General features: G+C 70.3%; 22 protein-coding genes. 7 read left to right on the plus strand and 15 right to left on the minus strand.

Going from position 1 to position 19,268, the window contains the following annotated elements:
* Window positions 1-99 precede the first annotated feature (99 nt).
* Together ACFUNE_RS22150 and ACFUNE_RS22155 are read right to left on the minus strand one after the other, a co-directional pair.
* A complete protein-coding gene (locus ACFUNE_RS22150; protein ID WP_383570576.1) occupies window positions 100-750 on the minus strand; it encodes a response regulator in 651 nt (216 codons plus the stop codon).
* Window positions 751-754: 4 nt separating this feature from the next.
* The gene (locus tag ACFUNE_RS22155) at window positions 755-1,927 is read right to left on the minus strand and encodes a sensor histidine kinase (protein WP_383570579.1); all 1,173 of its coding nucleotides are present in this window, start codon (window positions 1,925-1,927) and stop codon (window positions 755-757) included.
* Window positions 1,928-2,034: 107 nt separating this feature from the next.
* Between ACFUNE_RS22155 and ACFUNE_RS22160 the strand changes: the two genes are divergently transcribed.
* The 3 genes from ACFUNE_RS22160 (at window position 2,035) to ACFUNE_RS22170 (ending at window position 4,318) form a co-directional block, all read left to right on the plus strand.
* Complete coding sequence (locus ACFUNE_RS22160) at window positions 2,035-2,970, plus strand: ATP-binding cassette domain-containing protein (RefSeq protein WP_383570582.1); 936 nt, start codon at window positions 2,035-2,037, stop codon at window positions 2,968-2,970.
* Between the two features lie 5 nt (window positions 2,971-2,975).
* On the plus strand, window positions 2,976-3,719 hold the full coding sequence (locus ACFUNE_RS22165) for an ABC transporter permease (RefSeq protein ID WP_383570585.1): 744 nt from the start codon (window positions 2,976-2,978) through the stop codon (window positions 3,717-3,719).
* Between the two features lie 167 nt (window positions 3,720-3,886).
* Window positions 3,887-4,318: a hypothetical protein gene (locus ACFUNE_RS22170; RefSeq protein WP_383570588.1), complete on the plus strand. Its 432-nt coding sequence runs from the start codon at window positions 3,887-3,889 to the stop codon at window positions 4,316-4,318.
* An 85-nt stretch (window positions 4,319-4,403) separates the two neighbouring features.
* Here the strand turns inward: ACFUNE_RS22170 and mug are convergent, their stop codons facing one another.
* From mug to ACFUNE_RS22205, 7 genes are all read right to left on the minus strand, one after another.
* Window positions 4,404-4,964, minus strand: a complete 561-nt coding sequence (mug, locus tag ACFUNE_RS22175; protein WP_383570591.1) for a G/U mismatch-specific DNA glycosylase — start codon at window positions 4,962-4,964, stop codon at window positions 4,404-4,406.
* Window positions 4,965-4,983: 19 nt separating this feature from the next.
* Window positions 4,984-6,426 carry an adenylosuccinate lyase gene (gene purB / locus ACFUNE_RS22180; RefSeq protein ID WP_383570594.1) on the minus strand — a complete coding sequence of 481 codons (1,443 nt, stop codon included), beginning with the start codon at window positions 6,424-6,426 and terminating at the stop codon, window positions 4,984-4,986.
* Between the two features lie 84 nt (window positions 6,427-6,510).
* A complete protein-coding gene (locus ACFUNE_RS22185) occupies window positions 6,511-7,305 on the minus strand; it encodes an SAM-dependent methyltransferase (RefSeq protein WP_383570597.1) in 795 nt (264 codons plus the stop codon).
* Window positions 7,306-7,433: 128 nt separating this feature from the next.
* Entirely contained in the window at window positions 7,434-8,270 is an 837-nt protein-coding gene (locus tag ACFUNE_RS22190) for an SGNH/GDSL hydrolase family protein (protein WP_383570600.1), read from the minus strand.
* Between the two features lie 138 nt (window positions 8,271-8,408).
* Window positions 8,409-9,428, minus strand: coding sequence for a hemolysin family protein (locus ACFUNE_RS22195; protein WP_383570603.1), 1,020 nt, complete (start codon window positions 9,426-9,428; stop codon window positions 8,409-8,411).
* The gene (locus ACFUNE_RS22200; RefSeq protein ID WP_383570606.1) at window positions 9,425-10,762 is read right to left on the minus strand and encodes a hemolysin family protein; all 1,338 of its coding nucleotides are present in this window, start codon (window positions 10,760-10,762) and stop codon (window positions 9,425-9,427) included. The genes ACFUNE_RS22195 and ACFUNE_RS22200 overlap by 4 nt, the downstream gene beginning before the upstream one ends.
* Window positions 10,763-10,971: 209 nt before the next feature.
* Entirely contained in the window at window positions 10,972-11,391 is a 420-nt protein-coding gene (locus ACFUNE_RS22205; RefSeq protein WP_383570609.1) for a GNAT family N-acetyltransferase, read from the minus strand.
* A 225-nt stretch (window positions 11,392-11,616) separates the two neighbouring features.
* Here ACFUNE_RS22205 and ACFUNE_RS22210 point away from each other — a divergent pair, with 225 nt between their 5' ends.
* On the plus strand, window positions 11,617-11,844 hold the full coding sequence (locus ACFUNE_RS22210; RefSeq protein WP_073750044.1) for an antitoxin: 228 nt from the start codon (window positions 11,617-11,619) through the stop codon (window positions 11,842-11,844).
* Window positions 11,841-12,212, plus strand: a complete 372-nt coding sequence (locus tag ACFUNE_RS22215; RefSeq protein ID WP_103759995.1) for a fic family toxin-antitoxin system, toxin component — start codon at window positions 11,841-11,843, stop codon at window positions 12,210-12,212. The genes ACFUNE_RS22210 and ACFUNE_RS22215 overlap by 4 nt, the downstream gene beginning before the upstream one ends.
* Before the next feature lie 10 nt (window positions 12,213-12,222).
* On the opposite strand, the gene ACFUNE_RS22220 is transcribed toward ACFUNE_RS22215, so the two are convergent.
* From ACFUNE_RS22220 to bioB, 4 genes are all read right to left on the minus strand, one after another.
* Entirely contained in the window at window positions 12,223-12,918 is a 696-nt protein-coding gene (locus tag ACFUNE_RS22220; protein ID WP_383570614.1) for a class I SAM-dependent methyltransferase, read from the minus strand.
* 73 nt (window positions 12,919-12,991) lie between these two features.
* Window positions 12,992-13,681 carry a dethiobiotin synthase gene (gene bioD / locus ACFUNE_RS22225; protein WP_383570617.1) on the minus strand — a complete coding sequence of 230 codons (690 nt, stop codon included), beginning with the start codon at window positions 13,679-13,681 and terminating at the stop codon, window positions 12,992-12,994.
* A gap of 1 nt (window position 13,682) precedes the next feature.
* Window positions 13,683-14,987: an adenosylmethionine--8-amino-7-oxononanoate transaminase gene (locus ACFUNE_RS22230; RefSeq protein ID WP_383570620.1), complete on the minus strand. Its 1,305-nt coding sequence runs from the start codon at window positions 14,985-14,987 to the stop codon at window positions 13,683-13,685.
* Window positions 14,980-16,143: a biotin synthase BioB gene (gene bioB, locus ACFUNE_RS22235; RefSeq protein WP_383570623.1), complete on the minus strand. Its 1,164-nt coding sequence runs from the start codon at window positions 16,141-16,143 to the stop codon at window positions 14,980-14,982. The genes ACFUNE_RS22230 and bioB overlap by 8 nt, the downstream gene beginning before the upstream one ends.
* 144 nt (window positions 16,144-16,287) lie before the next feature.
* On the opposite strand from bioB, the gene ACFUNE_RS22240 reads away from it, so the two are divergent.
* A complete protein-coding gene (locus tag ACFUNE_RS22240) occupies window positions 16,288-17,436 on the plus strand; it encodes an 8-amino-7-oxononanoate synthase (protein ID WP_383570626.1) in 1,149 nt (382 codons plus the stop codon).
* A 64-nt stretch (window positions 17,437-17,500) separates the two neighbouring features.
* Here the strand turns inward: ACFUNE_RS22240 and ACFUNE_RS22245 are convergent, their stop codons facing one another.
* Window positions 17,501-17,707 carry a DUF397 domain-containing protein gene (locus ACFUNE_RS22245; RefSeq protein WP_383570629.1) on the minus strand — a complete coding sequence of 69 codons (207 nt, stop codon included), beginning with the start codon at window positions 17,705-17,707 and terminating at the stop codon, window positions 17,501-17,503.
* Entirely contained in the window at window positions 17,644-18,597 is a 954-nt protein-coding gene (locus ACFUNE_RS22250; RefSeq protein ID WP_383570632.1) for a helix-turn-helix domain-containing protein, read from the minus strand. Before ACFUNE_RS22250 ends, ACFUNE_RS22245 begins: the two co-directional genes overlap by 64 nt.
* A 230-nt stretch (window positions 18,598-18,827) precedes the next feature.
* On the opposite strand from ACFUNE_RS22250, the gene ACFUNE_RS22255 reads away from it, so the two are divergent.
* Entirely contained in the window at window positions 18,828-19,259 is a 432-nt protein-coding gene (locus ACFUNE_RS22255; protein WP_383570635.1) for an ATP-binding protein, read from the plus strand.
* The last annotated feature ends 9 nt before the right edge of the window (window positions 19,260-19,268 follow it).

Here is a 19,268-nt window from a genome sequence, read left to right on the forward strand (position 1 = left end):
ACCAGCACCCGGGGACAGGTAACCGGAACCCCTGCAGGGGCCGAAGTGAACCCCTGCCGGAGCGGGCGCCGGAGTGGCACCGGCCGGACGTGGACCCGGTCAGCGCGGAGACACGAATCCGGACTCGTAGGCGGCGATCACCGCTTGCGTGCGGTCCCTGGCGCCCAACTTGGCGAGAACGGAGCTGACATGTGTCTTCACGGTCTCCACTCCGACGACGAGATCGGCCGCGATCTCCGCGTTGGACAAGCCTCGTGCCATCAGCCGGAGCACCGCTGCTTCGCGGTCCGTGAGCGCGGCCCGGCCCATGGCCTCCCGCGCCTCGCTCGTGCCGTACTCCGCGGCGAGGTGCCGGACCGCGGCGGGGAACAGCAGTGATTCGCCCTCCGCCACCAGCCGCACCGCGTGCACGATCTCGGCCGGCCGGGCACGCTTGAGCAGGAATCCGTCCGCCCCGGCCCGCAGCGCCTCGTAGACATACTCGTCGTTCTCGAACGTGGTCACCACGAGGATCTTCGGTGGATCCGTGACGGTGCGCAGCACCACGCGCGTTGCCTCGATCCCGTCCATCAGCGGCATCCGCACATCCATGGCGACGACATCCGGGCGCAGTTGACGTACCAGCGGGATCACCGCGGCGCCGTCGGCCGCCTCACCCACCACCTCGATATCGGGCTGAGCCTCCAGGACCGCACGGAGTCCGGCGCGTACCAGGGGTTCGTCGTCGACCAGAAGAACGGTAACCGGCATCCGGTCAGCGTATGCGGTCCAGCGGGAGGCTCGCGTGCACTCTCCACTCGCCTCCGTGCGGACCGGTCCTCGCCCTGCCGCCCAGAAGGGCGGCCCGCTCCCGTATGCCCCTCAGCCCGCTACCGCTGCCGGGGCCGTACGGCGACGCCGGGAGCGGGTTGGTCACCTCCAGCTCCAGCTGTTCCTCGGCCACCGCGATCCTCACCCGTACGGGGACGGTGCCGGCGTGACGCAGCACGTTGGTGAGCGACTCCTGCAGAATCCGGTAGCCCTCGCGGGACACCGGGCCGGGGACCAGCTCCAGAGGCCCGGTCGTCTCCACGTCGATCCTCGCCCCGGAGCCGCGGGCCGATTCCAGCAGCCGATCGGCTTCGACCATGGTCGGACGTGCGCTGACGGGCCGGTCCGACTCCCGGAGCACCCGCAGGACACGCTCCAGATCGTCCAGTGCGTTACGTCCGGTCTCCTCGATGGCGGCGAGTGCCCGCGCGGTGAACTCCGCGCTGCCGGCAGTCCTGGCGGCGCCGGCCTGGATCACCGCGACCGTCAGCGCGTGACCGATCGAATCGTGGAGTTCGCGCGCGATCCGGTTGCGCTCCAGCAACTGCTCGGTGCGCTCCTCCAGAGCGGTCATCCGCTCGGTCGGTGACGGTGGCAGCAGACCGCGGGCGGCTGCCGTGGCCACTTCACCGCACAGGACGACAAGCCCGAGGAGTACCAGGATCGGCAGCGGGGCGAGCAGCGCACAGAGCCACCGCACTTCGAGAAAGCCCGTCAGCCAGTCCATGCTCGGCCTCGCACCGACCGAGACGCTGACCAGGTCGAAGGTCGTCGCCAACAGCCAGACGGTGGAGGAGCCTGCCGCCGCCGCGAGCAACAGCCTGACCTCGAGCCAGGCGACGGTGCGCCACCGGTCCGCCCATGTGGCCGCCGGTGCGGCGGCGATCGACGCGTCCGCCCGGCCACGCTCCGCGGGCGTGAGGAGAAGCTGTGCCTGCACCCCTTCGGCGAGCCGGATGGCGGGCAGCAGCCCGACCGGGACAGCGAAGACGCAGGGCATCCACGGGGTGTCGATGGAGATGAACATCCATATGCTGACGGCTGCGGACGGAATCAGCAGATGGAGCCAGCGGCTGTATGTGACGGGAGCGGCCAGCGGTCCGAGAAGGTGGCGCATGTCGTCATCGTGTCAGCGCCGGGCTCGGGGCGGCTCCCCCGAGCGAGGGAGATGGTCCACCCCGGCGGGGGAGGCCGTGGCCGGGGCCCGCCAGCCAGGCTTCTCTCATGACCAGCATCGACGTGCACGAACTCACGAAGGACTACGGGTCCACACGAGCTGTGGACCAGCTCACGTTCAGTGTGAGACCTGGCCGTGTGACGGGGTTTCTCGGTCCCAACGGCGCGGGCAAGTCCACCACCCTGCGGCTCGCTCTCGGGCTTGACCGTCCGACCGCCGGCACCGCCACCTTCGACGGACGGCCCTACGCCGCGCTCGGAAACCCGCTGCGCAAGGTGGGCGTTCTCCTCGACGCCCAGGCGGCGCACGGCTCACGCACCGCGCGCAGTCACCTGCTCGCTCTCGCCACGAGTAACGGCATAGCCGGCAGCAGGGTCGGGAAGGTGTTGGAGGAGACCGGGCTGGCAGCGGTCGGGCGCCGGCGGATCAGGACGTTCTCGCTCGGAATGCGGCAACGGCTCGGTATCGCGGCGGCACTGCTGGGTGAGCCGGATGCGGTGATGCTGGACGAACCGTCGAACGGACTGGATCCGGAAGGCATCGTCTGGATCCGTGAACTGATGCGCGGCATGGCACGCGAGGGCCGCACCGTCCTGGTCTCCAGCCACTTGATGAACGAGACCTCCTCCTTCGCCGACCATCTGATCGTCCTCGGCAGAGGCCGGCTCCTCGCGGACCTTCCCATGAAGGAATTCCTCGACTCCCGCAGCCGCCCCTGCGTCAGAGTCCGTACCACCGAGGAAGGCCGATTTCGCGACGCCCTGATCCGCGAGGGATACATGCCCGTGCGGGGGGACGACGGATGCTGGACGGTCGACGGGGCACGGGCAGGGGAAGTCGGCCTGGTGGCCGCAGGTGAAGCCATTCCCCTGCTCGAACTCACCGACCTGCAGCCGACCTTGGAGCAGGCCTATCTGGACCTCACCGCTCAGGAGTCGGAGTTCGCCGCCGCGGCGGTCGCCACGACACGACGAGAGGAGTGAACACCATGAACATGTCCATCGCTTCGGTGATGCGCTCCGAATGGATCAAGATCAAATCGGTGCGGTCCGTCGCGGGATCGCTGGTGGCGGTCTTCGCCGCCACACTCGCTGTCACGATGCTCGTGTTCGCCACCGTGGGGCAGGCAGAGGCGGACAGCGCGGATTACGAACCGCTGTTCTCCGCCTTCTACGCACTGAACTTCGGGCAGATCGCGGCGATCAGCTTCGGGGCGACCGCTGTGTCCTCGGAGTTCCTGAACGGGGCGTTGCGCATATCGTTCTCGGCCGTCCCGCGACGAGGCCTTCTCTACGGTGCCAAGATGTCGGTCATCGGCGGAGTCGCGCTCGCCGTGGGGCTGATCACCACCTTCGCCACCTTTCTCGTGGGGCAGGCCCTCATGGGCGAGTACGCGATAGGGCTGGGGGAACCCGGTGCGGTCCGCGCCGCGGTCGGGGGCAGCGTCTATCTCATGCTGATGGCGCTGCTCGCCGCAGGGCTCACGGCGGTGCTGCGCAGCGCCGTCGCGGTGCTCGCCGTGTTGATTCCCTTCATCCTCATCGTCTCCTTCGTGCTCGGAGACATCGCGGGAGACGCTGCCCAGTATCTGCCCTCACAAGCAGGGCAGCTGGTGCTGCACCAGAATCCAGGAGGTGACCTCGGCGCCTGGACAGGACTGGCGGTGACTGCCGCATGGGCCGGGACGGCACTCTGCGCGGGCTGGTGGAGCATCTGGAGGAGAGACGCCTGACACGCACGGCAGGATGTGAAGTCGCAGGGTTCGGTCAACGGCACGCCGTGGCACGGGCCTCGGGCTCAGGGCCTGGCCTCTCGGGCCCAGAGTCTCGAGTGCGAGGGGCAAGGCCGGGGAGGCTCCGTCGGAGGCCATGTGTCAGTGCGAGGCGCTTTACTGACGGTATGACCACCGCACATCACCTCCGCCTCATCGACGGGATGCGCACCAGGGACTTCCCCCGGGAGCGCGTTCCGTCGGGCTCGGGAATCAGCGGACCGGGCTATCACACGACGCTCCTCCGCGGCGAGTACGACTACGGGGACGGAGCGGACCCTCTCGAACACCGGGCGCAATGCATGGCTGAACACGACGCGCTGCTCGCCCTCCTGACCTTGCGCTGGGGCGAGCCGCAGACGGTCAGCCTGTGGAGCGCGCAGGAAAGGATGACGGCAGGGGAGGTGATAGCCGAACCCTGGGCCGATCCCGTCGCCAGCTGCGAGCATCTTCCGCTGTGGAGGGCGGACGACCGGTGGATTGCCGTCGTCCTCCATCTGGAGGACGACGGACCGGGCTGCGAGTTGGGTGTCCTGGTCACCGTGGTCGACCCGCCCTGAGCGATCCAGGGTGCTGCTCGAACGCCCCGGAACCATCCGATGCCGTGTCGGCGCCGCGGCTCCGGAACGCGGCTTCCGGACGGACCTACTGCCGGGACTGCTCGGAGGTGTCGTGACGGACCGCGGCCAGGAGTCGCGCGTACTCCTCCGCCATGGTGCTCACGGTCCAGTGGGCGTTCAGGCCGCTCGGGTTGGGCAGCGTCCAGACGCGGGCCCCGCCGATCGTCCGTTCCTGGGGGCCGATCCGGGCACCGCGTTCACCGAAGGCCGTGCGATAGGCGGTGACGCCGACGACGGCCAACCACACCGGGCTCAGCTCCGCCACCTTGGCCGACAGCACTCTTCCGCCCTCACGGAATTCCTCCCGTCCCAGCTCGTCCGCCCGCGCCGTGGCCCTGGCGACCACATTGGTGATGCCCAGGCCGTATCCCGGAAGCAGGCCCTGTTCCGAAGGCTTCAGCTGCCTGGGCGTGAAGCCCGACAGATGCAGGACCGGCCAGAACCGATTCCCCGGATGGGCGAAGTGATGACCCGTTGCAGCCGTCATGAGGCTTGGATTGATGCCGCAGAACAGCACATGCAAGCCGCCCGCGACCACGTCGGGGACGAGGCGGTCGCGGGCGGCCCGGACTTCTTCGGGAGTCATCCGGCAGCGGAGCCGGCCGTCAGAGGATCGAGCCGGGGGTGTACGCGGCAGCCTCGGGGTGCTGCTTGGCGATCTCCTCGATCCTGGACACCAGCGCGGCGACCTGATCGCCCGCGGCACCGGTGAAGGAGAGTTTGTCCGCCATCAGGGCATCCAGCTGACCGCGGTCGAGCGGGATCCGCTCGTCGGCAGCCAGCTTGTCCAGCAGCTCGTTGCGCTCCGCACCCTGCTCCCGCATGGCCAGAGCCGAGGCGACCGCGTTCTCCTTGATGGCCTCGTGGGCGACCTCGCGGCCGACACCGGCACGCACCGCGCCCATCAGCACCTTGGTCGTGGCGAGGAAGGGGAGGTAGCGGTCCAGCTCACGCGCCACGACCGCGGGGAAGGCACCGAACTCGTCGAGCACGGTGAGGAAGGTCTCCAGCAGGCCGTCGAACGCGAAGAAGGCGTCCGGCAGCGCGACCCGGCGGACCACGGAACAGGACACGTCGCCCTCGTTCCACTGGTCACCCGACAGTTCACCCGTCATCGACGCGTAGCCGCGCAGGATCACCATCAGGCCGTTCACGCGCTCGCAGGAGCGGGTGTTCATCTTGTGCGGCATCGCCGACGAGCCGACCTGCCCAGGCTTGAAGCCCTCGGTCACCAGCTCGTGGCCAGCCATCAGCCGGACGGTCTTGGCGACCGACGAGGGGGCGGCCGCAAGCTGCACAAGCGCGGTCACCACGTCGTAGTCGAGGGAACGGGGATAGACCTGGCCGACGGAGGTGAAGGCGTGCGCGAAGCCGAGGTGACCGGCGATGCGCTGTTCCAGGTCGGCGAGCTTGCTTGCGTCGCCGCCGAGCAGGTCCAGCATGTCCTGAGCCGTGCCGACAGGGCCCTTGATGCCGCGCAGCGGGTAACGGCCCAGCAGGTCCTCCAGCCGCCCGTAGGCCACCAGCAGTTCGTCGGCGGCACTGGCGAAGCGCTTGCCGAGAGTCGTCGCCTGCGCGGCGACGTTGTGCGAACGGCCCGCGATGACCAGCTCGCCGTACTCGGCCGCGAGCTTGCCCAGTCGCGCCAGAACCGCCACGGTCCGGTCGCGCATCAGCTCCAGCGAGAGCCGGATCTGCAGCTGCTCGACGTTCTCGGTCAGGTCCCGGGAGGTCATGCCCTTGTGGACCTGCTCATGGCCGGCGAGAGCGTTGAACTCCTCGATCCGGGCCTTCACGTCGTGCCGGGTGACCTTCTCGCGCTCGGCGATCGAGGCGAGGTCGACCTGGTCGATCACACGCTCGTAGTCGGTCAGCGCCGCGTCGGGCACCTCGATCCCGAGGTCCTTCTGAGCGCGCAGCACCGCCAGCCACAGCTGACGTTCCAGCTTCACCTTCTGCTCGGGGGACCAGAGGACGGCCAGCTCCGTAGAGGCATAGCGGCCGGCCAGGACATTGGGGATGCGAGGCTTCGCAGACACAGCAGTCACGTGTACCGATTCTACTGGCGGTTTCTGCAGGTCCGCGCCGAGGGCCGGTATGTGGATTCCTACGAAACCATGCCGGTCCGGCCCCTACTGCTTCGCGCCCACGAACCCCCACTGGTCGACCGGCACTCCGGCCTCGGCCTCTTCCGGTCGCCACAGGCTGATCGACCCGAATCCGGGCTCGACGAGATCGAGACCGTCCGCGAAGGAACGCACGGTCTCGCGCGGCCGCGAGATGTACGGCATGGCGCCGCCGTCGGCGTACTCGTCGGATGCCGCCCGGGTCTCGTCCGTCTCGATGGTGTCGCACAGCATCAGGAAGCTACCGGCGGGAACGGCGTCGAGGTAGGTGCGCAGCAGCTCGGCCGCCTCACCCGAGTCCGCGACGTGTCCGAGGGTGGAGAGCACCATCAGCGCGACCGGTCGCTGAAGATCGAGAGTTCTGGCTGCCTCCCGAAGAACCGTCCCGGCATCCCGCAGGTCCGCGTGCACGTAGTCCGTGGCGCCCTCGGGGGTACTGGTGAGCAGTGCCCGGGCGTGGGCCAGCACGATCGGGTCGTGGTCCACGTACACGACACGGGCGTCGGGGGCCACCGCCTGCGCGACCTCGTGTGTCGCGTTCGCGGTCGGCAGACCGGTCCCGAGGTCGAGGAACTGCCGTATCCCGGCCTCGACGGCCAGATGACGCACTGCCCTGGCCTGGAAGCGACGGGAGGCACGAGCGATGTCGATGATCTGTGGGTAGAGCTCGGCCATCGTCGCGCCCAGCCGGCGGTCGACCTCGTAGTGGTCCTTGCCGCCCAGCCAGTAGTTCCAGACCCGCGCCGAGTGGGGCGTGCTCGTGTCGATCCGGTCCACCGGGATCTGCTGCTCGTCGCTCATGGGCCGTCCCCGTCCGGTGCCCAGGATGCTCCTGCGCGGTGAAGATCCATGCTGACTCACCAGGCACACACGCAACAGTGGCAACTGCGCCAACCTGGCGGAAAGACCTCGGGGGCCCGGTAGGACGGTCAGCCGTCCAGCCGACGCCAGCCGGTCACCGGTCCGGGGGCGGCCACGTCCTCGGGAGTGATCCAGAAGGCCTTTCCCAGACCGGCGTCGAAGTGTGCGCCGGCCCGGCCGTCGCCGGACGAGCGCCCGGTCAGGCGCCGCCCGATCCAGGGCATCAGGTGCTGACGGGCGAACCGGGCGTCGTCCATCCGCCGCTGCGCCCACCGTGCGGGCGCGGACGCGGCCATCTCGGTCTGCCAGTCGCTCTCCGCGGGCAGCCCCAGCGTCTGCCAGACCGCCTCCGCGACCCGGCGATGTCCCTCGGCCGTGAGATGCAGCCGGTCGACGTCCCACATCCGGGGATCGGCCAGCGACGGTGCGCCGTACAGGTCGGTCACCAGGGCGCCATGGCGTTCGGCCAAGTCGCCGACCAGCGAGAACAGCTCCTCCATGCGTGGCCGGAAGCGTTCCATCACCGGACCGTTCCGGCCGGGGCTGCGCATCAGGACCAGGGTCTTGCAGGACGGCGCGAGACGCTCCACCGCCTCCTCGAGCCGGCCGCGCACCATGCCCATGTCGCACTTCGGCCGCAGGGTGTCGTTGAGTCCGCCGACGAGCGTGATCACATCCGGCTGCAGCGCGGCGGCGACGGCTACCTGCTCGTCCACGATCTGGCCGATGAGCTTCCCGCGTACGGCGAGGTTGGCGTACCGGAAATCCGGCGTGCGGGCCGCGAGGCGCCCTGCGAGGACGTCGGCCCAGCCGCGGTAGGAACCGTCGGGCAGCAGATCCGACATGCCCTCGGTGAACGAGTCGCCGACCGCGACAAAACTGGTGTAGGAGGCATTCAATTCCATGACGTCGCCGATCGTACCGCGAAGGAGGACGCCGGAGGGGCGTCGCGGGCGGGAGGAACGGCCGGGACGGTGGCCTCGGAGCACGGAGGAGGGGCGCGACCGTGGCCGCGCCCCTCCTGCTCTCAGTCCGCGCCCGGGTCAGCGGGTCTGGGGCCTGCCCACCAGCTCACGCAGGACGTCCTCCATCGTGATCATGCCGGCCAGCCGGCCGTCCTCGTCGAGCACGGCCGCCAGATGCGTGCGGCTCCGCCTCAGGGCGGTCAGCACGTCGTCCAGCGGGGTCGCCGCCCGCACCCTGGCGATCGGCCGCAGAGCCGTCACCGGGAAGGGCACGTCGCGCGGCGCGGCGTCCAGAGCGTCCTTCACGTGGAGGTAGCCGATGATGCGCTGCTCGCTGTCCATCACCGGGAATCGCGAGAACCCCGACTCGTGCGAGAGCCGCTCCAGCTCCTCCGGTGTCGTCCCGACCCTGGTGTACAGGACCCGGTCGACCGGGAGGAGCACGTCCTGGACCGGACGTCGGCCCAGTTCCAGCGCGTGGCGGAGACGTTCCGCCGAACGGTCGTCGACGAGCCCGGAGTCCTCGGCGTCCTTGACGAGGCGTGCCAGTTCGTCGTCGGAGAAGGTGGCCGAGACCTCGTCCTTGGTCTCCACCCGCAACAGCTTGAGCAGCGCGTTCGCGAAGGCGTTGATCGCGAAGATCACCGGCTTCAGTGCCCTGGCGAGTGTCACCAGGGGAGGGCCGAGCAACAGCGCCGTGCGGGCGGGCTCGGCCAGAGCGATGTTCTTCGGCACCATCTCGCCCAGCAGCATGTGCAGGTACGTCGCCACGGTCAGGGCGATGACGAACGAGATCGGGTGCACGAGGCCGTGCGGCACCCCCACCGCGTCGAAGGCCGGCTCCAGCAGGTGGGCGATGGCGGGTTCGGCGACGATGCCCAGCACCAGCGTGCAGAGCGTGATGCCCAACTGTGCCGCCGCGAGGAGCGCCGACACGTGCTCGAGCCCCCAGATGACGCTGCGCGCACGCCGGTTACCGGCCTCGGCCTCAGGCTCGATCTGACTGCGGCGTACGGAGATCAGCGCGAACTCCGCCCCGACGAAGAAGGCGTTGACGACCAGGGTCAGCAAGCCGATGAAGAGCTGGACGGCGATCATCGTTCGTCCTCCGCAGGCTCGTCGCTGCCGGGCAGCGGCGCATGCAGCAGCGCCCGCGCGGCGCGGTGCCCGGAGGCGTCCACCACGTCGATCCGCCAGCCGGTGAGCTCCACCGTGTCGCCGACGACCGGAATGCGGCCGACCTCCGTTGCGATCAGCCCGGCCAGCGTCTCGTAGGGGCCGTCCGGCACCCGGAGCCCGATGGTGCGGAGCTGGTCCGTACGGGCCGCTCCGTCGGCGGACCACAGGGTGCGTCCGTCCGCGTCCTCACCCGCGGCCGCCAGATCCGGGGTCTCGTGCGGATCGTGCTCGTCCCGCACCTCCCCGACGACTTCCTCCACGATGTCCTCCAGCGTCACGACTCCCGCCGTGCCGCCGTACTCGTCGATGACGACGGCCATGGCCAGCTTTCCGGACAGCCGGTCCAGCAAGCGGTCCACGGTGAGGGTCTCCGGTACGAGCAGCGGTTCGCGCAGCATGTCCGACACCCGTTTGCGGGGCCGTTGGTCCGCGGGAATGGCCAGGACGTCCTTGATGTGAGCGACGCCCACGACCGTGTCCAGGCTGCCCCGGTAGACGGGGAACCGGGAGAGGCCGGTGGCACGGGTGGCGTTCGCCACGTCCTCGGCGGTCGCCTGGACCTCGAGGGCGGTGACCTGGACGCGGGGCGTCATCACGTTCTCCGCGGTCAGCTCGGACAGGTTGAGGGTGCGCACGAAGAGTTCGGCGGTGTCCGCCTCGAGAGCGCCTTCCTTGGCGGAGTGGCGCGCCAGGGCCACCAGCTCCTGCGGGCTGCGCGCCGAGGCCAGCTCCTCGGCCGGCTCGAGGCCGAAGCGCCGCAGGATCCGGTTGGCGGTGTTGTTGAGGTGGCTGATGAAAGGCTTGAAGACCGCGGTGAAGGCGCGCTGCGGTGCCGCGACCGCCCTCGCGACCGCCAGCGGGGAGGAGATCGCCCAGTTCTTCGGGACGAGCTCACCGACCACCATCAGGACGACGGTGGACAGCGCGGTACCGATCACCAGCGCGACGGAGGACGACACGGCGGGCGACAGCCCGGTCGCCTCCACCGGCCCGCGGATCAGCTTGGAGATGGACGGCTCGGAGAGCATGCCGACGACCAGGTTGGTGACGGTGATGCCGAGCTGCGCGCCGGAGAGCTGGTAGGTGAGGCTGCGTACGGCCTTGAGCGCTCCCGCCGCACCACGGTCCCCTCGCTCGACGGACCGTTCGAGCTCGCCGCGCTCCACGGTGGTCAGAGAGAACTCGGCCGCCACGAACGCGCCGCAGGCGAGGGAGAGCAGCACCGCCACGAGGAGCAGGAGCACTTCGGTCATCGGTTCACCTCCGCCCCGTGGTCGGGCAGGGAGGGACGGATCGCGTGATACCGGCGCAGTCGACTACTGGGGGGCTCGCCCATGGGCGGACGCTCACACCTTTCGAAAGGATCGGACGGTTGGGGATCCATAGTAAAGGATCGGCAAAATTGCATGGTCGGTGGAGGGCTTGCGGCTGTCGGAGGCCCTTGGTGGCGGCCGCGTGGCGCTCAGAAGGACTTGACCCAGCGCCTCCAGTGGTCCTCGCGATGGTAGCCAGCCGCGCCCCATGTGCGGTGTGCCCGGGTGTTGGACTCCAGCACCATCGCGTCGATACGTCGACCGCCGAGGGCCGCGAACCGCCGCTCAGCGGCGTCCTGCAGCGCGGTGGCGATGCCTTGCCGACGGCAGTCGGGGTGCACGGCGAGCCGGTATGCGGAGCACCGCCACCCGTCGAAGCCGGCTATGACCGTCCCGGTGATCCGGCCGTCGCGTTCCGCGAGGAGGAGCGCCTCCGGGTCCCGCGAGATCAGCCGGGAGACGCCGTCGTGGTCGTCGGTGATGCTGGTGCCTTCCGCCGCCTCGCGCCAGAACCGCAGTACGGCATCGATGTCCGGCAGGGCGGCGCAGCGGATCTCAAGATCAGTCATGGTGCGAGCCAACCAGAGAGCCCAGGCGCAAGGGCGCGATTTTCCGCCACGCCGCGCGTCACGCACGTGCCGCAGGCGCCGGTGGCCCGCTGCAATGGCCAGCCGCAGCCGCAGCCGCATGCCTCATGCCGCGCGCCGCCTGCCGTACGCCTCCCGCCCGTGGCAGTACGGCATGCCGTGCCGCTCCCCTTGCGAGTGCTAGCGCACACGCGCTAGCGTGATGGCGTGCCCAAGACTCAGCTGAACGTTCGAGTGGACGAGGCCACCGCCGAGGCGGCGCGACAGCGCGCCCTGCAGCGGGGGATGAGCGTGAACCGCTACATAGAGGAGCTCGTCAAACAGGATGCGGGCGAGGTGGGACACACCTTCGTCGAGGCCGCGGCCGACTTCATGAAGCAGTACGAGTCGGTGTTCGCCGAGGAGTTCGGCACGGAGCGCAAAGGCACCCGTTGAACCTGCAGATCGACCTTTCCTGGCTGCTCATGGTCGCCGAGCACAAGACGCCCGGTGATCCACAGGTCGTCGACTGGGGCGCGCTCGTGGCCGCCGTCAGCCGGCACGAGGCGGAGATCTTCGGCAGCCCCGTCTACAGCGACCCGCATTCCCGCGCGGCCGCCATGCTCCAGCTCCTCCTGCACGTGCCGGCGCTCGAGCACTCCAACGCGATGTTCGCCTCCGCCGTCGCCTACGGCTACCTCGTCGCCTCGGGGCTGAAGGTCATCACCTCTCCGGAGCAGGTGCGGGACCTGGCCCGACTGGTGAAGGAGGGCAAGGCCGACGTCCGGTCCATCGCCGACGAGCTGCGCCGGTGGAGCATCTGACCGCGGTTCCTCAGCCCGCTCCCGCCGGGCCGTCCACCACGACGGACCGGCGGGCGACGCCGATGACACACGGGGAGCTCGGCACCTGCACGCCCCTTTCCGGAATACGGAATCTGCGGCACACCCCCAGCTCGAAGCCCGCACTCTCGATCGCGGCGACCGTGTCCCGCGCCGTATGACAGCCCCCGAAGAGCGTCGGCCAGAATGTGCGGTCCACCGCCCGCTGTGCCGACGCCAGAGCCCCGCCGGGGGCCAGCGTGTGCTCGAAGAAGCGCAGCTCGCCGCCCGGCCTCAGCACCCGCTTGATCTCCGCCAGGGCCCGGGGCAGGTCCCGTACGGTGCACAGCACCAGCGAGGCCACCGCCGCGTCGAACGCCTCGCTCTTGACGGGCAGCGCCTCGGCCGTGCCCGGCACCACGTCGACCGGCACCTCAGCGCGCAGGCCGGCACCGGCCGCCAGCTGCCGCAGGCTGCGCTCGGGCTCGATGGCGACCACTTCGGACACGGCCCCCGGATAGTGCGCGAAGTTGAGGCCGTTCCCCGCGCCGATCTCGATGACCCGACCCGAGAGACCTGCGAGGAGCTCGTCGCGATGCGCAGCAACACCCCCCTTGAGATCGGCCGTCACGCTCATACGGGCGTAGAAACGGGCGAATACCGGATGTTGCACCGTGTCACGGGGGACAGGTGTGCTGCGCCGTCGCATGATCGGACCTCCTCGGAGGGCACGTGGATACGGCTCTACCTCGATTCTCCCCCGTACGGGCCCGCTCAGCCGCTCATCCGGCCTGACGATTCCCGCCGAGCTCCGGCAGGAGCCAACTCGCCGCCCGCGCTCGGAAGTCGGCCGGGGACAGGGCACCCGCCCCGGCCGGCACCGCGCCGAGCAGCGGGACTCCCGCGGAGACCGGGAGGTCCTCGATGTTGCACCGGGACGCCAGGTCGGGGTCGGCGGGCATGCTTCCGACCACCACGCCGGGACAGGTGAGTCCACGCGCCCGGAGCGCCTCCGTCGTCAGCGCGGTCGCGTTCAGGGTCCCCAGGCCCGCAGGCGCCACCACCAGCACGGGCGCCGCCATCAGCCGCGAGGCGTCCGCGAGTGTGGCCCCTTGTCCGTCGTAGCGCACGAGCAGCCCGCCCGCGCCCTCGACCAGCACGAGGTCGTGCTCGGTCGCCAGTTTCTGAGCGGCGTCGGCGATCTCGTACGGACGTACGGGCGCGAGGCCGGCTCGGCGGGCCGCGGTCTCGGGTGCCAACGGCTCCGGGAAGCGGGCCAGTTCGACCGCCGTCACATGGGCGCCGGCCAGCCTGGCCACCTCTGCGGCGTCTCCCGGCTCCCCCGGGGCGAGACCTGTCTGCGCCGGCTTGAGAACCGCGACACGGAGGTCGCGGAAGGCGGCAGCCACCGCCGCGGTCACGATCGTCTTGCCGATCTCGGTGCCCGTACCGGTCACCACCAGGATCTTCATCTCAGCCTTCCCTTGCCGCCGCGCACACGGCGCGGCAGATCCGTGCCACATCGTCGTCACCGGTCACGTAGGGCGGCATCGTGTACACGAGGTCGCGGAACGGGCGCAGCCACACGCCCTCGCGGACCGCCGCACGCGTAGCGGCCGCCATGTCCACCTCGTGGTCGAGCTGCACGACCCCGATCGCGCCCAGCACCCGGACGTCCTGGACGCCCGGCACACCGGCGGCCTCGGCCAGACCGGCCCGCAGCCCCGTGCCGATCCGCTTCACCTCCAGCTCCCAGTCCTGGCCCAGCAGCAGGTCGACGGACGCGCAGGCCACCGCCGAGGCGAGCGGATTGCCCATGAACGTCGGCCCGTGCGCCAGCACGGGGACGTCCCCGCTCGAAATGCCCTCCGCCACCCGAGAGGTGCACAGGGTCGCTGCCAGTGTGAGGTAGCCGCCGGTCAGCGCCTTGCCGACACACATGACGTCCGGTGACACCCCGGCATGCCCGGCTGCGAACAACTGCCCGGTCCGGCCGAAACCCGTCGCGATCTCGTCGAACACCAGCAGTACGTCATTGGCGTCGCAGGCCTCGCGGAGCACCCGCAGATAGGCGGGGGAGTGGAAGCGCATCCCGCCCGCGCCCTGCACCACGGGTTCCACGATCACCGCCGCCAGCTCATCGGCATGGGCGGCGACCAGCTCGCGCAGATGCTCCGCGTACGCCGCGTCCGGTTCGGCGTCGAAGCCGTCCGGAGGGGCGTCCGCGAAGATCTGCCTGGGGAGGGACCCCGACCAGAGCTCGTGCATCCCGCCTTCGGGGTCGCACACCGACATCGGCTGCCAGGTGTCCCCGTGGTACCCGCCGCGCCAGGTCAGCAGCCGGTGTTTGGCAGGCCGCCCCGCCGAACGCCAGTACTGAAGGCACATCTTCACCGCGACCTCGACGGAGACCGACCCCGAATCGGCGAGGAAGACGTGCTGCAGAGGCTCCGGAGTGATCTCCACCAGCCGGGTCGCCAGCCGGACGGCGGGCTCGTGCGTGAGCCCGCCGAACATCACATGGCTCATCCGGTCCAGCTGGCCGCGGGCGGCCTCGTTGAGCACCGGGTGGTTGTAACCGTGGACCGCGGACCACCAGGACGACATGCCGTCCACCAACTCGCTCCGCCCGTGAACGGGTTCGGCGAGACGGAGCCGCACCCCGGACGCGGACTCCACGACCAGGGGTTCCTGCCTGCCCGGCATGGGGCCGTAGGGGTGCCAGACGTGGGCCCGGTCCAGGGCGCGGAGTTCCGCAGGGGTGAGCGGATCAGGCATTGGGTGCGAGATCCGTCCCGGCGCCGCGACGGCGGACCGCCACCAGATCGGTACGCGCCGCCGACACCTCGGACGGCTCCGGTACGGTCTCGGCGGTCTCGCCGCAGGGAGCGCAACCGCCCTCGTGCGACCCGCAGCCCCCGGCCGTGGGCGCGCGGTGCTCGGGGAGCGTCGTGGTGGCCGCTCCCTCCACCTCGAAACCGGCGTCCGCGATCATGTCGAGGTCGGTCTGCCCGGACTGCCCCTCGCTGGTCAGGTAGTCGCCCAGGAAGATGGAGTTGACCAGGTTCAGGGCTAGCGGCTGCATCGAACGCAGATGGACCTCACGGCCGCCCGCGAGGCGCACCTCGACGTCCGGGCACACGAACCTGACCATCGCGAGGATGCGCAGGCATCGCTGTGGCGTGAGGTGCCAGTCCTTCGCCAGCGGAGTCCCTTCCATGGGGATCAGGAAGTTCACCGGCACCGAGTCGGGATCCAGGTCCCGCAGCGAGAAGACGACGTCCACCAGGTCGGCGTCGGTCTCGCCCATGCCCGCGATCAGACCGGAGCACGCCGAGAGCCCGGCGGCCTGGGCCTGCTGCACGGTGTCCACCCGGTCCGCGTACGTGTGCGTGGTCGTGATGTCCCCGTACGTCCCCTCCGACGTGTTGAGGTTGTGGTTGTACGCGTCGGCGCCCGCGGACCTCAGACGGTCGGCCTGGCCCTCCGACAGCAGCCCGAGGCAGGCGCACACCTCGACGCCCTCGTGCTGCTCCTTGATGGCTTCGATCGTCTGCGACACCCGGTCGACGTCCCGGTCGGTCGGGCCGCGCCCGCTGGCCACCAGGCACACCCGCTTCGCACCGCCCGCCACCCCCGCGGCAGCGGCCTTCTTCGCCTCGTCCGGCTTCAGCCAGGTGTACTTGAGGATCTCGGCCTTGGAGCCGAGGCGCTGCGAGCAGTACGAGCAGTCCTCGGGGCAGAGCCCGGACTTCAGGTTCACCAGATAGTTGAGTTTGACGCGCCGCCCGAACCACTGGCGGCGCACCTTTCCGGCTGCGGCCACCACGTCGAGCAGTTCGTCGTCGGAGGTCGCCAGCACGGCGAGCGCTTCGTCACGGGTCGGCAGTTCGCGCCGCAGCCCCTTTTCCACCAGCGTATTCAGCAGGTCCATGGCGTTGATCCTGACGTACCGCACCACCATCGGCCAAGGAGGAACCGGACAGTAGGACCGGTCGATGCTGTGTGTATTGCCACACCCTGGCCTGTTGCGCACCCGGTTAGGGTCTGTGAGCTGCCTACAAAAAGGGACCCGCCCATGTCCTACGCCCCGTTCGACTGGATCGACGACGAGGCCCGGCGCCGTGCCGAGGCCGGACTCGTCCGGACGCTGCGCCCCCGCCCCGCCGAGACCGAACTGCTGGACCTCGCGAGCAACGACTACCTGGGCCTGAGCAGGAACCCCGAGGTCACAGCGGCGGCGGCCGAGGCGGCACGGACGTGGGGCGCGGGTGCCACCGGCTCGCGGCTGGTCACCGGATCCACCGCGCTGCACGCCGAGCTCGAACGCGAACTCGCCGACTTCTGCGGATTCGAAGCCGCCCTGGTCTTCTCCTCCGGGTACGCGGCCAACCTCGCCGCGCTCACCGCGCTCACCGGACACGACTCGCTGATCGTGTCCGACGCCGGCAACCACGCCTCGATCGTCGACGGCTGCCGGCTCTCCAGGGCCGCCACCGCCGTCGTGCCGCATGCGGACCCCGAGGCGGTGCGCAAGGCGCTCCACACGCACGGCGGGCGGGCGCTGGCCGTGACCGACTCCGTCTTCTCGGTGGACGGCGACGCCGCCCCGCTGGCCGGACTCGCCGGAGCCTGCCGAGACGCGGGTGCCGCCCTCCTGGTGGACGACGCACACGGACTCGGGGTCCTGGGCGAAGGCGGGCGCGGCGCGCTCGCGGCCGCCGGACTCGCGGGTGAGGAGGGCATCGTCGCCACGCTCACGCTCTCCAAGTCGCTCGGCAGCCAGGGCGGAGCGGTGCTCGGGCCCGCCCGGGTCATCAGCCATCTGGTCAACACGGCCCGTACGTTCATCTTCGACACCGGCCTGGCGCCTGCGGCCGCCGGCGCGGCGCTGGGGGCTCTGCGGCTGCTGCGCCGCGATCCCGGGCTCGCGGCCAGGGCCGGGGCGGTCGCCGTCGAACTGCACGGCCGGCTGACCGCGGCCGGTCTGACCGCCGTACGTCCCGACGCCGCCGTCGTATCGGTCCGCGCGCCCTCGGCGGAGTCCGCGGTCCGCTGGGCGGCGGACTGCCGGACGGCAGGTCTCGCGGTCGGGTGCTTCCGGCCGCCGTCGGTGCCGGACGGGATCTCCAGGCTGAGGCTGACCGCCCGGGCCGACCTGACGCAAGGGCAGATCGGGAGCGCCGTGGGAACGCTCGTCGCGACGGCGCCCCTCCCGGTCGGCTGACCGCCTCCTCCGACCGGGAAAGGCGGCGCCCCTCCCGGTCGGCCGAGGAGGTCGGCCCAGGAGGTCAGCCGACCGGGAGGCCGTGGAGTCCCGCGACGAAGGACGTCCATGCCGGCGCCGAGAAACGGAGCGGCGGCAGGCCCGTGTCCTTGGAGTCCCGTACGGCGAGCTGATCACCGCCGAGCGGCGCGGTCTCCACGCAGTTGTTCATCCCGGTGCTGCGGCTGCTGCGCCGCCACCTGGGTGCGGGCTGTGCGAGACGGTCGGACATCGTGCCCCCCTCGGGCAGTCTGAAGGCTCCGCCTGACCGCCGCGTCCCAGTGCGGCGATGAGGTCCAGCGAACGCTCCGGCGACAGCGCGTGGGCCTGCATCGTGCGGAAGGCCGAGCTGTACGCCTCAAGGTCTTCTCTCCGCTCCAGATAGAGACTACTCGTCAAATGGTCAAGAACGACCACATCCAGATCAGAAGTGCTCGGAAAAGAGAAGATTACGAAAGGTCCGGTGAGGCCGATGTAACTGCCCGCCTTGAACGGCAGTAACTGGAGTGTCACGTGAGGGAGTTGAGCGGCCTGGGCCAGATGGTGCAGCTGCTGCTCCATGACCCGGGCGCCGCCGACCTCCCGCCGCAGTACGGCCTCGTCGAGCACGACGCTGAGCCGCAGCGGACGGGGAGACTGAAGGACGCTCTGCCGCGCGAGCCTGACCTCGACCAGGGAATCGAGCTGTGCGGGTGGCAACCCGTCCAGCGAGGACCGGGTCACCGCTCGCGCGTAGTCGGCGGTCTGCAGCAGCCCCGGCACCACCGACGTCTCGAGGGTGCGGGCGGCATCCGCCTGGGACTCCAGACTGATGAAGTCGCGGTACTGGGGCGGGATCAGCCCGCGATAGGCGTGCCACCAGCCGCTTCCACCGCCGCCCGCGGAACCGGCGAGCGCCTGGAGCAGCGACCGCAGCTGCCTGTCGTCCACGCCGTAGGCGTCCAGCAGGCGCGTCACATCACCGGGCGTGACCCCGCTGGCCCCGGTCTCGATCCGGCTCACCTTCGACTGGTGCCAGCCCAGCACCCCGGCGACGTCCCGGCTCGTGAGTCCCGAGGTGTGGCGCAGGCTGCGCAACTCCTCGCCGAGCTTGCGACGGCGAACCACAGGGCCGTTCCGCATCGCGGACTCCTCCCGTTGTACGGAGAGCCGCCCAGGCGGGTCCGGCTCGGAAAGGGGCCAGTGTTGCGCCGGTATGCGGGTCGGGGGGCGGAGTTCACCGTAATGAGCGATAGATATATGCATATCTTGGTGGATCGCCGTCATGGAGGGCGGCATCGGTGGCAGTCTGGCGCGAAGCACAATCCAGGCCGGCCGTGGGCCGGTCAGGGCGGGAAAGGGACGGCGTCGCCATGGCAGACCATCAGGAAGCAACCGTCACTCTGCCGAGCGATCCGGCCTCGGTCTCCGCGGCCCGCAGATTCGTGGCCCGCGTAACCACCGAATGGGGCCTGGCCGAGGGCGGCGACACGGCCGACACCATCCGGCTGATCGTCTCGGAGCTCGCGACCAACGCCGTCCAGCACACCTTCGGCCTGTCGCCCACCTTCACCGTCGACCTCCGCCTCGACCGGGACGTGGAGTTCTTCCTCGGGGTGACGGACAGCCACCCGCGCTGGCCCCAGCGGCTTCCCGCCGCCGTCCGGCAGGACAACGGCCGGGGCATGGTGATCATCCGGGCGCTCGCGAAGGAGTACGGCGGCCGCCTCGGCGTCAGCCCCACCCCGGACGGGGGCAAGACCGTGTCGATCGCGCTTCCCTGGCCGGTTCCCGCACAGGCCTGATGCTGCCCG

Source organism: Streptomyces sp. NPDC057287, from assembly GCF_042667905.1.
Taxonomy (GTDB): Bacteria; Actinomycetota; Actinomycetes; order Streptomycetales; family Streptomycetaceae; genus Streptomyces.

Bases quoted from the DNA above. Each gene is read 5' to 3' on its own strand.
- ACFUNE_RS22155 (WP_383570579.1), bottom strand. From the start codon at position 1,927: ATGCGCCACCTTCTCGGACCGCTGGCCGCTCCCGTCACATACAGCCGC.
- ACFUNE_RS22205 (WP_383570609.1), bottom strand. From the start codon at position 11,391: ATGACTGATCTTGAGATCCGCTGCGCCGCCCTGCCGGACATCGATGCC.
- ACFUNE_RS22170 (WP_383570588.1), top strand. From the start codon at position 3,887: ATGACCACCGCACATCACCTCCGCCTCATCGACGGGATGCGCACCAGG.
- ACFUNE_RS22200 (WP_383570606.1), bottom strand. From the start codon at position 10,762: ATGACCGAAGTGCTCCTGCTCCTCGTGGCGGTGCTGCTCTCCCTCGCC.
- ACFUNE_RS22255 (WP_383570635.1), top strand. From the start codon at position 18,828: ATGGCAGACCATCAGGAAGCAACCGTCACTCTGCCGAGCGATCCGGCC.
- ACFUNE_RS22185 (WP_383570597.1), bottom strand. From the start codon at position 7,305: ATGAGCGACGAGCAGCAGATCCCGGTGGACCGGATCGACACGAGCACG.
- ACFUNE_RS22165 (WP_383570585.1), top strand. From the start codon at position 2,976: ATGAACATGTCCATCGCTTCGGTGATGCGCTCCGAATGGATCAAGATC.
- ACFUNE_RS22240 (WP_383570626.1), top strand. From the start codon at position 16,288: ATGTCCTACGCCCCGTTCGACTGGATCGACGACGAGGCCCGGCGCCGT.
- ACFUNE_RS22220 (WP_383570614.1), bottom strand. From the start codon at position 12,918: ATGCGACGGCGCAGCACACCTGTCCCCCGTGACACGGTGCAACATCCG.
- ACFUNE_RS22250 (WP_383570632.1), bottom strand. From the start codon at position 18,597: ATGCGGAACGGCCCTGTGGTTCGCCGTCGCAAGCTCGGCGAGGAGTTG.
- ACFUNE_RS22190 (WP_383570600.1), bottom strand. From the start codon at position 8,270: ATGGAATTGAATGCCTCCTACACCAGTTTTGTCGCGGTCGGCGACTCG.
- ACFUNE_RS22245 (WP_383570629.1), bottom strand. From the start codon at position 17,707: ATGTCCGACCGTCTCGCACAGCCCGCACCCAGGTGGCGGCGCAGCAGC.
- ACFUNE_RS22160 (WP_383570582.1), top strand. From the start codon at position 2,035: ATGACCAGCATCGACGTGCACGAACTCACGAAGGACTACGGGTCCACA.
- bioD (WP_383570617.1), bottom strand. From the start codon at position 13,681: ATGAAGATCCTGGTGGTGACCGGTACGGGCACCGAGATCGGCAAGACG.
- ACFUNE_RS22195 (WP_383570603.1), bottom strand. From the start codon at position 9,428: ATGATCGCCGTCCAGCTCTTCATCGGCTTGCTGACCCTGGTCGTCAAC.
- mug (WP_383570591.1), bottom strand. From the start codon at position 4,964: ATGACTCCCGAAGAAGTCCGGGCCGCCCGCGACCGCCTCGTCCCCGAC.
- bioB (WP_383570623.1), bottom strand. From the start codon at position 16,143: ATGGACCTGCTGAATACGCTGGTGGAAAAGGGGCTGCGGCGCGAACTG.
- ACFUNE_RS22230 (WP_383570620.1), bottom strand. From the start codon at position 14,987: ATGCCTGATCCGCTCACCCCTGCGGAACTCCGCGCCCTGGACCGGGCC.
- ACFUNE_RS22150 (WP_383570576.1), bottom strand. From the start codon at position 750: ATGCCGGTTACCGTTCTTCTGGTCGACGACGAACCCCTGGTACGCGCC.